Raw genomic sequence first — 12,045 nt, forward strand, 5'->3', positions numbered from 1 at the left:
AAACCGGCGCCTTGCGCCGGTTCTGGGATCACAGCTTCTTCAGCTGGTCAGGCAGGGCGGCAAACACCTCTTCCTTCGCCTTGAGCGAGGCGAATTGCTTGCCGGGCTTTTGCACGACAGTGTGGACAAAGATGAGCTGCTTGCCCGGTTTGCTGGCCCAGCCGACAAACCAGCCGATCTGCTGATCCCGATTGAGGGTGCCATCCAGCAGCTTGGGGTAGCCCATGCCGGTCTTGCCGTGGATCTGCCAGCCATCGATGTCGGGCTGGCGCAGGATATTGGCCGTGTGCTGCAGTGTCTGTGCGGAGACCGGCAGCTTGCCGCTCACCATCTTGCCGAGGAAGCGGGCCTGCTCCTGAGGGCTGATGGCGAGGCTCGAACTGAGCCAGGCCTGGGTCAGACCATCGTGCTTGCCGGGATTGCCCGCAAGATCACGGTTGCCGTAGTCGAAGCGGTCGACATACTGCTGGAAGCGCTCCATCCCCAGCCACTCCGTGAGACGCTGGGAGTACCAGACCACAGAGTAGGTGAGCCAGCGGCTCGGGGTGGTGGTCTCGCGCCAGGCGGGCAACCAGTCATCGTCGCCGGGTTTGAATGGCAGAGCGGGCAGATTTTCATCCACCAGGAAGCCGCTGTCATAACCCATCAGCGCCAGCGGTATCTTGAAGGTGGAGGCGGGTGGCAACTGGCTGGAGCAATCCCCCTGGCTGCTGATGGGCTTGCCTGTGCCATCGGCAAACAGCATGCAGCCGGAGGCCGCGCTGGCGGGCAGTGAGAATATCAGGCCTGCTGCGAGCAGGCCGGGTAACAGGATCCGGGACATGGGGTCTCCTTGGAGAATGGGACAAAGGGCCGGGAGGCGGCAGCATAGCGCCGCTTTATGTGCCCAATGTGAAGTGTCAGCCGGCTGGCAGCCAGAGTTCGGCCAGCACGCCACCTTCTGGCTGGTTGCAGAGGTTCAGCCGACCGCCATGCTGGCGTGCCACTTCTGTGGCAAAGCTGAGCCCCAGACCGCTGCTCTTGCCCTTGTCGGGTCTGGGCAGGGAGTAGAAACGCTCGAAGATGCGTGGCAGGGCATAATCCGGAATGCCGGGGCCCTGATCCCGTACCTGAAAGCGATAGCCGTCTGCATGCATCTCGCCGGTCAATCTGACCGTGCTGCCTGCAGGGGAGAAGTCGAGGGCGTTGTCCAGCAGGTTGCCGAGGGCCTGCTCTACCAGCAGGGGATCCCACTTCTGCTTTGAGGCGTCGGCCAGTTCGGCCACCAAGGTTACCTGACGACGCTGGGCTATGATCTGGCGGGCATCAAGCACCCGCTTGCCCAGTCTGGCGGGTTCGGTTGCCTGGCGATCCAGCCCCTGCCCCGATTCCAGCTTGGCCAGTTGCAGCATGCGTTCTATCAATTGTTGCATGCGGGCTGTTTCCAGATTGATGTTGCCGATGAAACGTCGGGCCACCTCGGGGGGGGGCGCTTCGGCCAGCAGCTCTCCAGCCCCGCGAATGGCGGCCAGCGGGCTTTTGAGTTCGTGGGTCAGGCTGTGTACATAGGATTCGATATAGGCCTTGCCATCGAGCTGACGGCGCATGGTTTCGAGGGAGCGACCGAGTCGCTCCAGCTCCGGGCTGTGGAGTCCCGGCAGAGTGGCGGGCTGGTTGTGACTGACCGCATCGGCGTAGTGCACCAGCTTGCCGATGGCGCGGTTGAGCCACCATGCCAGCAGGGCGCCGATCAGCAGCGAGATGAGCAACAGCATGGCTGCCGCCTGCAATAGCTGGTGTTCGCTGCGCTCTATCATTGGCATCAGAGTGCGGTTGGGTTTGGCGACCGTGAGGGAGCCCAGTATGTTCCCCCCTTCACGCAGCGGCGCGGCCACGTGCATGACGGAGCTGGCGGGATCATCCGGATCGCTGCGGGTACTGCGAGCCCCGTACTGGCCGCGCAGGGTACGGTAGACGTCGTTCCAGCGCGAATAGTCCTTGCCCAGATCCACCTCGTCCGAGTCATAGACCACCTTGCCTTTAGCGTCGGTCACATAGATGCGATATTCAGCCTGTTGCTTGAGGTGCCCGTCGATCAGGGCATTGATGGGGCTCTGGTTGAGGCGGGCGAAGGCGCTGGCCAGCCTGCCATCGGCCATTTTTCCTTCCTGCAGATCGTCCAGTGCCAGCGGTGCCAGCATCTGGGCCATGTCGACTAGGGTATCTTCGGTGGCGCTGCGCACCCCGGGTTTTATCTCCTCGACGAAGATCTCCAGCACAAACCAGGCCGCCAGCGCGAAGATCAGCACCAGTCCGCACAGCAGTTGCAGTCCTATTCTCATACCAGTTCTATCCGTTTGTATCCGGGCGCCAGACCATATGCTTGCTGCAGGCCGATCCTCATGCCAGTTCCAGACTGTAGCCCAGCCCGCGATGGGTCAGGATCAGGTTGGCGTCAGCGTCACGTTCCCGCAGCTTGGCGCGAATGGTCTTGATGTGGGTGTCGACGGTACGATCCAGGCTCTCTTCCGCCCCGCTCCACACCAGATCCATCAACTGCTGACGAGAGTAGACCCGTCCAGGTGCCTGCATCAGCGTCTTGAGCAGCAGGTACTCGTAACGGGTGAGGGCCAGCGGTTGGCCGTGAAAGCTGATGCGTGCCCGCTCCTCATCCAGTGCCAGCAACTGGCTCGGTTGGGTGGCTGCCGGCTGGCTGCGGCGCAGTATCACTCGTACCCGGGCACACACCTCCCGTGGCGAGAACGGCTTGGCCACATAATCGTCGGCGCCAATTTCCAGCCCTATCAGCCTGTCTATCTCCTCGCTGCGGGCGGTGAGAAACATCAGGGGGGTGTTGCAGCGGGCCCGTACCTGCTTGCACAACTCGAAGCCGCTGATGTCCGGCAGCCCCACATCCAGGATCAGAAAATCGGGTCGCGTCTGTTCCAGTCGCGTCAACAGCGGCTGGCCAAGGGGAAACCACTCCACTTCGAAACCATCGGTTTGCAGCGCATAGATCAGGGTGTCGGCGATGCTGGCCTCATCTTCCACCAGCCAGATAACTTTTTTTTGCATGGCGTCCTCGTCGCAAATCAGCTGCTCCATTCTGGCATCGAACCAAATCGGATCCTATTTGCTGTTTTATTTTTCCGAAAAAGGCGCTAACATTTCGAAATTCTTTCGAATCGAAACTTAATGATGACCAAACGTAATACTCAGCAGCGCCGTCACACCATAGTGAATCTGGTGCAGGAGCAGGGTGAAGTGAGTGTCGATACCCTCGCCAAGCACTTCTCCACCTCGGAAGTGACCATCCGAAAAGATCTCGCTGTGCTGGAAACCGGTGGCCTGCTGTTGCGTCGTTATGGTGGTGCCGTGCCTCTGCCGAGCGAGATGGTGGTGGACAGTAATCCGGAGCAAGTTTCGAAACGAAAGCTATCAATTGCTCGTGCCGCCGCCGAACGGATCCGCGATCACAATCGCGTCATCATCGACAGCGGCAGCACCACCAGCGCCATGATCCCCATGCTGGGCAACAAGCGCGGCCTCATCGTCATGACCAACTCCCTCAATGTGGCCGGTGCCCTGCGCGAGCTGGAGAACGAACCCACCCTGCTGATGACCGGCGGTACCTGGGATCCCCACTCTGAATCCTTTCAGGGTCAGGTGGCGGAGCAGGTGCTGCGCTCCTATGACTTTGACCAGCTTTTCATCGGTGCCGATGGCATAGATCCGGAGCGGGGCACCACCACCTTCAACGAGCTGGTGGGCCTGTCCCGGGTGATGGCCGAGGTATCGCGGGAGGTCATCGTCATGGTCGAGTCGGAGAAGATTGGCCGCAAGATCCCCAATCTGGAGCTGCCCTGGTCGAGCATCCATACCCTGGTGACCGATGAAGGGCTGGCCACCTCGGCCAGAGAACAAATTCAAGCCAGGGGGATCACGCTGATCTGCGCCCCGGTTGCTGGCTGACATTTTTATCTGAACCATCCAAATCAATTTCCGTTTATTACGTCTTGAGGAGAAGTGTATGTGTGGCATCGTCGGGGCCGTAGCCCAACGTGATGTGGCTGAAATCCTGGTAGAAGGCCTGCGCCGTCTGGAATATCGTGGCTACGACTCGGCCGGTGTGGCCGTGTTCAGCGCCAACCAGCCGCTGCAGCGGGTTCGCCGTCTGGGCAAGGTGGCCGAGCTGGCCAAGGCGCTGGAGGAGCAGTCCGTCCATGGTGGAACCGGCATCGCCCATACCCGTTGGGCTACTCATGGCGAGCCGTCCGAGCGCAATGCCCACCCTCACGTCTCCGAGCATATCGTTGTTGTGCACAACGGCATCATAGAGAACCACGAAGAGCTGCGTGCCGAGCTGCAGGGGCTGGGGTATGTGTTCAGCTCAGACACCGACACCGAAGTGATCGCTCATCTGGTGCACCACGAACTGAAATCTGCCGACAGCCTGCTGGCTGCCATGCAGATTGCGGTGAAACAGCTGCGCGGTGCTTATGGCACTGTGGTGATGGACAGCCGTGATGACAGCCGCGTGGTCGTGGCTCGCTCCGGCTCCCCACTGGTGATTGGCCGTGGCATAGGCGAGAACTTCATCGCCTCCGACCAGATGGCATTGCTGCCGGTGACCCGTCGCTTCATCTTCCTGGAAGAGGGTGATGTGGCCGAGGTGACCCGTCGCGACGTGCATATCTTTGATACTCACGGTGATGCCGTGGTGCGTGAAGAGCTGGAGTCCGAACTCTCTCACGATGCCGGTGACAAGGGTGAATACCGTCACTACATGCTCAAGGAGATCTACGAGCAGCCCAAAGCGATTACCAATACCCTGGAAGGTCGTCTGGGTTCGGATCACGTTGTGGTCGAGTCGTTCGGCAACGGCGCCCGCGCCATTTTTGACAGGGTCGAGCACGTCCAGATTGTCGCCTGCGGCACTTCCTACAACTCAGGCATGGTCGCTCGCTACTGGTTCGAAGAGATAGCCGGTGTCTCCTGCGACGTGGAGATTGCCTCCGAGTTCCGCTATCGCAAATCCGTGGTGCGCCCCAACAGCCTGCTGGTGACCCTGTCCCAGAGTGGCGAGACCGCCGATACCCTGGCCGCCCTGCGACTGGCCAAGCAGTCTGGCTACATGAGCTCGCTGGCCATCTGCAACGTGCCGGGTTCCTCTCTGGTGCGTGAATCGGATCTGGCCTTCATGACCCGTGCTGGCGCCGAAATCGGCGTGGCTTCCACCAAGGCATTCACCACCCAGTTGGCCGGTCTGCTGATGCTGGTGGCCTCCGTTGGTCACTGCCGTGGCAACCTGAGTGCCGAAGCCGAGGCCGAGCTGGTCAAGGCGCTGCAAGCACTGCCACTGCGCATCAAGGAAAGCCTGGCGCTGGCCAAGGACATAGAAGCGCTGGCCGAAGAGTTCGCCGACAAGCACCACAGCCTGTTCCTCGGCCGTGGCAGTCAGTACCCCATCGCCATGGAGGGGGCGCTCAAGCTCAAAGAGATCTCCTACATCCATGCCGAAGCCTATGCCGCCGGTGAACTGAAGCACGGCCCGCTGGCGCTGATCGATGCCGAGATGCCCATCATAGTGGTGGCTCCGAACAACGATCTGCTGGAGAAGCTCAAGTCCAACGTGGAAGAGGTGCGTGCTCGTGGCGGTATCCTTTACGTGTTTGCCGATGCGAACGCCGGCTTCAAGAGCGATGCCACCATGCGGGTGATGAGCCTGAACCACGTGGAAGAGATGATAGCCCCCATCGTTTACACAGTGCCGTTGCAGCTGCTGTCCTATCATGTTGCCCTCATCAAGGGCACGGACGTGGATCAGCCACGCAACCTGGCGAAATCCGTGACAGTGGAATAAGCCCTGGTCCGGAATGAAAAAAGAGCCGCAATGCGGCTCTTTTTTTGTTTGGTTATCTGGTGGGGTGGTCGTTATGACAACCGCAGGTTGGTGATGGTCACGTCGTCCAGCGAGGGCACTATGATGCCGCTGGAGATGCTCTTGGCTATCGCCTGGTTGCGGTTCTTCGAGTCCGTCTTGTTGGTGACCTGATTGAGGTGGAAGTTGACTGTGCGTTCGCTGATGCCGAGTATGGTGGCGATCTCCCAGGAGGTCTTGCCCTCACTGGCCCAGAACAGGCACTCCTTCTCCCGATCTGACAGCTCGGTCAGGTGCTTCATCAAATCCGGTCTGCTCTTTATCAGCTGCAACGCCGAATTGAAGATGTAGCTGGCGCAGAACGACAGCAAGGGAACGTTTTCAAACATCAGATCGGAATTGGATTTTTCCTTGCTGATGAAAGAGAGGATGCCGTGTTCCCCCTGCGGCGTATGCAGCGGGAAGGAGACGCCGTTTCTCACTCCGAAGTCGGCTGCCAGATTCATGACTTCCCGGCTGGCGCTGGGTAGCCAGGGAGAGTCGCAGTCGAGCTTGTTCCAAAAGATGGGCTGGGTCTGCTTCAGGCCCAGGAACACCACAGGATCCTGGGTCAGGTAGTGCCGTTCGCTGTAGGCTTCGAACCAGCTGGTGGGGCAGTTGTTGAACAGTGCCACATGGGATTTCTGCATGCTGATGGGGAAAATAATCAGCAGACGGAAGTAATCAAAGCCCATTTGATGACTGAAGCGCTCCAGTTGCTGCTGGATCTCGCTGGTCTTCTTGGCCTTGGTGAATCGATCGATGTGTTCCCAGATCGCATCGTTAAACATGTACATCTCCTTTTTCGATCCCTATCACATTGATCGAAAAGATATTTTTTATTTATTGATTTGGTGTTGTGACTACCAACGCCAGTGACTCCCGTGCTTGCTTAAAAATTATCCTGTTTTTTCCACCGAAGGCCAAGAAAATCATCTGATTGCCACTGACCCCACTCTTTGAGACAATGAGAATAGTTATCATTGTTAAGATTTATATCATGAACAAGTTTTGGGGTTTGGCCTTGTTGCCATTGTCAGTCCACTTCGCTGCCAGCGCCGATGACCTGGTCGCGCCTGCACTGAAGAACAGCATAGCCGCCGGGAAAGTCTCCCAGCAGCGTGTGGAAAAAGCCGCCGATGCGGCCGTTGCCGCCAGACTGGAGCTGCAAAATGCGCAGCTGCAACTGCGTGATTTGGAAGCCTACAACCGCTACATGCAGTCTTTGGTGGCCGATCAGCAGAATGAGCTGGGCAAGTTGAGCCAGCAGCTGGAGGCGGTGCAAGAGACCCGACAGGGCCTGATCCCGCTGATGCTGCAGATGCAAGCCGATCTGGAACAGCTGGTGCAAGAGGATCTGCCGCTGCGCAAAGAAGATCGCCTGGCACGGGTTGAACAGCTGAAAGCGACGCTGGCCAGAGCCGATGTGAGCGAAGCGGAGAAATTCCGTCAGCTGCTGCAGGCCTATCAGATCGAAGCCGAATACGGCAGCCGGATGGACAGTTATTCCGCCGAGCTGGCTCTGGATGGTGCGCAGCGCCGGGTCGACGTGCTGGCGCTGGGCCGTGTCTCCCTGCTGGCCATGACAGCCGATCGCAGTCAGGCATGGCGTTGGTCTGCGGAAGCAAAGCAGTGGCAAGCCCTCGACAGTCAGTGGCTCTCCCCCATCGCCGATGCACTGGAGATGGCCACCGACAAGAAAGTCCCGCAATTGCTCCATGTGCCCCTGTCGGTCAGCCGTAGCCAGGAGGCTCAGTCATGAAATGGTTCCCGCTCGTTATCGCCCTCTCCCTGGGTGCCAATGCGGCCATCGCCGATGAGGCCTGGCAGCAGCAGGAGCAGGCTCGCGAACAGCAGGCCCAGCAGGATCTGGCGACCGTCTCCAAAGAGCTCAACAGTGCCCGCGCCAAACTGGCCGAGGCGCAGCGTCTGAGCAAGGAGCTGGCCAGCCAGTTCGCCAGCAATGAAAAGCAGCTGGTCGAGCTCAACGGTCAGTGGGAGCAGGCCTCCGGTGACATGAATGACATTTTTGCCGTGACCCGTCAGGGTGCCAGCGATGCGGTCAAGCTGCTGGCCGAGTCTGCGGTAGAAGGTCAATATCCCGATCGCCTCGCCCCGTTGAAAGCCATGGCGCAGGAGAAGCAGGTACCGGATCGCGCCGCCCTCGCCCTGTTGCCTGCGACTCTGCTGCAAGAGATCCGCGAGTCTGGCCGGATTGCCCAGTTCGACGGCAAGGTGCTCGATGCCCAAGGCGCTGCCAGCGAGCAGCCGCTGACCCGGGTCGGCAGCTTTGCCCTGTTTGGTGGTGACGGTTTCCTGCAGCCCACTGCCGAGGGGTTGAGCCCTGTGCTGGGTCTGCCAGGTGGCGTGCTCTCCGAGGTTGCGGCCTACCAGGGTCAGGAGGGAGAAACTCTGCCGCTGGATCCTTCCCACGGCACCCTGCTGGAGATGCTGGCACAGGCGCCTACTTTCTGGCAGCAAGTTCAACAGGGTGGCCAGGTTGGCGCCATCATAGTGCTGCTGGCCGCCATCGGTCTGGGGATCGCCGCAGTGCGATTGTGGAGCCTCTCCCGCGAGCTGACTCTGGTGCGTCGCCAGCTCAAGAGCGGCGAGTATCACGCCGACAATGCCCTTGGTCGGGTGCTGACGGTCGCGGAGCAGCATCCCGAGCTGAGCATGGAAACCCTCGAGCTGAGGCTGGATGAGGCCATCCTGCAGGAGACGCCCCGCATGGAGCGTGGCATCGGCATGGTCAAGGTGATCGCGGCCATCGCCCCCATGCTGGGTCTGCTCGGTACTGTGACCGGCATGATCGGCACCTTCCAGGCCATCACCCAGTTCGGTACCGGCGATCCCAAGATCATGGCGGGAGGCATCTCAATGGCGCTGATCACCACGGTCCAGGGTCTGGTGGCTGCCATTCCGCTGATCCTGGCTCACAGCCTGCTGCAGTCCCGCTTCACCGAGCTCTCCAATGTGCTGGAGCAGCAAGTCGCCGGCATCCTGGCCGAGCGCGCCGAGAGCAATAACAACGGGATGGAGCGGGCAGCATGATGCTCGACATCTGGCAACAGTTGCAGAGCTTCATGGGGCGTGGCGGCCCCGTGCTCTGGGTCATTCTGGCTCTGCTGGTGCTGATGTGGATTCTGATGATCGAGCGGCTGCTCTACCTCAATCTGGGCTTTGGTCCCTTGAAGCAACAGCTGCTTGGCCGCTGGCAGGCGCGCAGTGAGCGCCACAGCTGGCATGCCAGGGCCATTCGTGGTCGCTGGCTGGCTCAGGCCGAGCTTGAGCTCAACCGTCATCTGATCTTCATCCGCACCCTGGTGGTGCTCTGCCCCATGCTGGGCCTGCTCGGTACAGTGACCGGCATGATAGGCGTATTCGATGCGTTGGCCGCGGCCAACCGCTTTAACCCGGAGAGCATGGCGGGCGGTATTTCTCGCGCCACCATCCCCACCATGGCAGGCATGGTGGTGGCCCTCTCCGGCGTCTTGTTACTCAGCCGACTCGAGAGCCAGGCCAAGCGTGCGCTGGCCAAGACCCGGGACGGCCTGCGAGAAGAGAAGGTAATGCAATGAGACGGCAATCCAAACGTCAGCGTGACGAAGTGCAGATCGACATGACTCCCATGCTGGATATCGTGTTCATCATGCTGATCTTCTTTATTGTCACCACCTCCTTCGTGCGTGAAGCCGGGCTTGAGGTGCACCGGCCCCAGGCCAGTCAGGCCAAGGCGCAGAAATCCTCCAGCATCATGCTGGCGATAGGTGCCCAGGGTCAGATCTTCCTCGACCGCAAGCAGATAGACGTGGAGCGGGTACAGGCCAGTATTGCCCGCCTGTTGGCGGAACAGCCCGATGCCAGCCTGGTGATCCAGGCCGACGAGCGGGTACCGCACGGCAAGGTAGTACGGGTGATGGATGAGGCCAAGGCGGCGGGCATTGCCAATATTGCCGTGGCGGTGGCACCGAAATGAAATACAAGTTGATGAGTCTGGGACTGGGGATTACCCTCAGTCTGGGGATCCTGCTGTTCATGGCTACTCTGGTTGAGCCTCCCAAGGGGGGGAAGGTGGCGAGTGAGCAAAAATCCATCGTCATCAACATGCAGAATGAAGTGACAGAGGTGCAGGTGCGTGAGCGCCCGGTACCGCAAGAGCCTGAACCCCTGCCGGAACCTCCCGCAGCACTGGCGTCGACTCCCATGCCGTTGCCGGCTGCAGCGCCATTGCCTTCGGTGCAACCTAGCCTGGATCTGGTATCCAGCCTCAGTGCTGTGCAGGTCTATGCCCCCGGTGTGGCGACCAGCACAGCTCCCGTACTGAGCGGTAACTTTCATGGTCAGCAGCAAGGCGCCGGTGTCGGCGCCGGCGATATGTTGATGCCGCTGCAACGGATCGAACCTGTTTACCCCTATCGCGCCCAGCAGGCGGGGATCGAAGGCGCCGTGACCCTGCGCTTCAGCGTCGATGCTGAAGGGCGAGTACAGGATGTGGAAGTGATCGAGGCCAAGCCCAAGCGTCAGTTCGAGCGGGCGGCCATTCAGGCGATCAACAAGTGGCGTTATCAACCAAGACCGGGTGCTGCCGACAAGCTGGTGCAAGTCATCACGCTCAAATTCAAACTGGAGTCATAACTATGTTGCGGATCTGGATCTGTCTGCTGGCCTTGGTCAGCCAAGCCTGTCTGGCCATGGAGGTCAGCCCTCACTTCTCCCGCCAGCTTGAACCCGTGATGAAGCTCTATCAGTCCGGCCAGTGGCAACAGGCTCAGAGCAAGGCGTCTGTACTCAAGCCAAACACCGATGCCGAGCGCGCCTGGCTGGCCCAGTTGCAGGCTTCGCTGGCCGCCAATTTGCAGCAAACCGCCCAGGCAAGCCGCTATGTGGAGCAGGCGCTCACCTATAAAGAGTGGCCCGAGCAACAACAACTCCAGCTGCTGCGCCTGCGTGGCGATATCCAGGCCCAGCAATCCAACTGGTCTGGCGCCATCGCAAGCTACAAGGCGGCACTGGCGATCAAACCCGACGATGCCTTGCGCCTTCGTCTTGCCGGCCTCTATTACCACAACAAACAGTATGGCGAGGCCGCCAGTCAGAGCGAACAACTGTTGAAAAAGGGCTGGCAGAAGCAGGCAGCCATCATTCGCCTCTCTGCCCTTACTGCCTTGCAGCGCTACGGGGTGGCAGCCGATCAGGCCGCCGAGCTGATCCGCCATGAGCCGAAAGAGAGCAAATGGTGGCAACAGGCGGTTTCGCTCAACCTCTCTGCCAAGCGTGGTGATCAAGCGCTGGCTCTGTTGCAGACAGCCATCGATAGAAAATTGATGGACGATGCCGCCACCCGCAATCAGTTGATCCGCCTTTATGCCTGGCAGGGGCTGCCTTATCGTGGTGCCCGTCTGCTGGAAGCGGCCATGTCCAAGGGACAGATGAAGCAAAGTGCCGAAAACCGGCAGTTGCTGGCCCAGTTGTGGGAGGGCGCTCGTGAATGGCCAAAAGCGGTTGATAGCTGGCAGTTGCTCGCCAAACAGCATGCTCAGCCCAAAGCGGCCATGCGTGCAGCCGAACTGCTGCTTCAACAAGGCAAGACGGAAGCCGCTATGACCCAGCTGGCTGCCATCAAGTCAGTGAAGGGCGAACAGGGTAATAGAGCCAAGGCGTTGCTGGTGCAGGCATACCTTAATAAGGAGCAGTATGCCCAGGCGTTGGAGCTGGCCCGTGAACTGCAACAGCAGGGTAACTGGCAACAGCGGGCAACCAGCTGGGTCAACTATATCCAGGCCCAAAGCGAAGAGTTGAGCAAAAAATCGGCCTAAATGGGGGCTGATGTCTTGGTTTCAGGGGCTTCAGCCTGCTTTTTCAGCAAACGAACGCATTTTTGCAAAAAGCCCTTGTCATCCTGGCGCGGCTCCCTATAATGCGCCCCTACCAGCACGGCGGAACACGCCAACCTGATGAGCCAGCTTCCTTGCGAAGCCGGCGCCGAAAGAAAAGCGAAAACAACCGCTTGACTTTTGAAGTGAGGAGCGTAATATGCGCCTCCTCAACGCGACAAGCGTGACGCTCTTTAACAATTTGAATCAAGCAATCTGTGTGGGCACTCACAGCATCGAACATCAAACAATTTTGTTGATTTTCAATGT

General features: G+C 59.7%; 12 protein-coding genes. 8 read left to right on the forward strand and 4 right to left on the reverse strand.

The window, feature by feature from the left end; genetic code table 11:
* Positions 1 to 28: 28 nt before the first annotated feature.
* From GWQ27_RS12735 to blrA, 3 genes are all read right to left on the reverse strand, one after another.
* Positions 29 to 823 (reverse strand): class D beta-lactamase OXA-956, encoded by a 795-nt coding sequence (locus tag GWQ27_RS12735; RefSeq protein ID WP_021139936.1) that lies wholly within the window; start codon positions 821 to 823, stop codon positions 29 to 31.
* 76 nt (positions 824 to 899) lie between these two features.
* Positions 900 to 2,321 carry a beta-lactam sensor histidine kinase BlrB gene (gene blrB / locus GWQ27_RS12740; protein ID WP_275907513.1) on the reverse strand — a complete coding sequence of 474 codons (1,422 nt, stop codon included), beginning with the start codon at positions 2,319 to 2,321 and terminating at the stop codon, positions 900 to 902.
* Positions 2,322 to 2,379: 58 nt separating this feature from the next.
* Complete coding sequence (blrA, locus tag GWQ27_RS12745) at positions 2,380 to 3,054, reverse strand: beta-lactam response regulator transcription factor BlrA (protein WP_275907514.1); 675 nt, start codon at positions 3,052 to 3,054, stop codon at positions 2,380 to 2,382.
* A 123-nt stretch (positions 3,055 to 3,177) separates the two neighbouring features.
* Here blrA and GWQ27_RS12750 point away from each other — a divergent pair, with 123 nt between their 5' ends.
* Positions 3,178 to 3,951, forward strand: a complete 774-nt coding sequence (locus tag GWQ27_RS12750) for a DeoR family transcriptional regulator (protein WP_021139933.1) — start codon at positions 3,178 to 3,180, stop codon at positions 3,949 to 3,951.
* 58 nt (positions 3,952 to 4,009) lie between these two features.
* Positions 4,010 to 5,842, forward strand: coding sequence for a glutamine--fructose-6-phosphate transaminase (isomerizing) (glmS, locus tag GWQ27_RS12755; protein ID WP_275907515.1), 1,833 nt, complete (start codon positions 4,010 to 4,012; stop codon positions 5,840 to 5,842).
* Between the two features lie 71 nt (positions 5,843 to 5,913).
* Here the strand turns inward: glmS and GWQ27_RS12760 are convergent, their stop codons facing one another.
* Positions 5,914 to 6,690: a LuxR family transcriptional regulator gene (locus GWQ27_RS12760; protein ID WP_005321862.1), complete on the reverse strand. Its 777-nt coding sequence runs from the start codon at positions 6,688 to 6,690 to the stop codon at positions 5,914 to 5,916.
* 209 nt (positions 6,691 to 6,899) lie between these two features.
* Between GWQ27_RS12760 and GWQ27_RS12765 the strand changes: the two genes are divergently transcribed.
* Genes GWQ27_RS12765 through GWQ27_RS12790 form a run of 6 tightly spaced genes read left to right on the forward strand, consistent with a single transcriptional unit; the run spans position 6,900 to position 11,718 of the window.
* A complete protein-coding gene (locus GWQ27_RS12765) occupies positions 6,900 to 7,661 on the forward strand; it encodes a DUF3450 domain-containing protein (protein ID WP_275907516.1) in 762 nt (253 codons plus the stop codon).
* Positions 7,658 to 8,953, forward strand: coding sequence for a MotA/TolQ/ExbB proton channel family protein (locus tag GWQ27_RS12770; RefSeq protein ID WP_131731205.1), 1,296 nt, complete (start codon positions 7,658 to 7,660; stop codon positions 8,951 to 8,953). Before GWQ27_RS12765 ends, GWQ27_RS12770 begins: the two co-directional genes overlap by 4 nt.
* A complete protein-coding gene (locus GWQ27_RS12775) occupies positions 8,950 to 9,480 on the forward strand; it encodes a MotA/TolQ/ExbB proton channel family protein (protein WP_275907517.1) in 531 nt (176 codons plus the stop codon). The genes GWQ27_RS12770 and GWQ27_RS12775 overlap by 4 nt, the downstream gene beginning before the upstream one ends.
* The gene (locus GWQ27_RS12780) at positions 9,477 to 9,878 is read left to right on the forward strand and encodes a biopolymer transporter ExbD (RefSeq protein ID WP_005321875.1); all 402 of its coding nucleotides are present in this window, start codon (positions 9,477 to 9,479) and stop codon (positions 9,876 to 9,878) included. The genes GWQ27_RS12775 and GWQ27_RS12780 overlap by 4 nt, the downstream gene beginning before the upstream one ends.
* Positions 9,875 to 10,537, forward strand: a complete 663-nt coding sequence (locus tag GWQ27_RS12785; RefSeq protein WP_275907518.1) for an energy transducer TonB — start codon at positions 9,875 to 9,877, stop codon at positions 10,535 to 10,537. The genes GWQ27_RS12780 and GWQ27_RS12785 overlap by 4 nt, the downstream gene beginning before the upstream one ends.
* Before the next feature lie 2 nt (positions 10,538 to 10,539).
* Positions 10,540 to 11,718: a hypothetical protein gene (locus tag GWQ27_RS12790; protein ID WP_275907519.1), complete on the forward strand. Its 1,179-nt coding sequence runs from the start codon at positions 10,540 to 10,542 to the stop codon at positions 11,716 to 11,718.
* Positions 11,719 to 12,045: the final 327 nt, after the last annotated feature.

Origin of the sequence: Aeromonas sp. 5HA1, from assembly GCF_029237245.1 — a bacterium.
GTDB lineage: Bacteria > Pseudomonadota > Gammaproteobacteria > Enterobacterales > Aeromonadaceae > Aeromonas > Aeromonas salmonicida.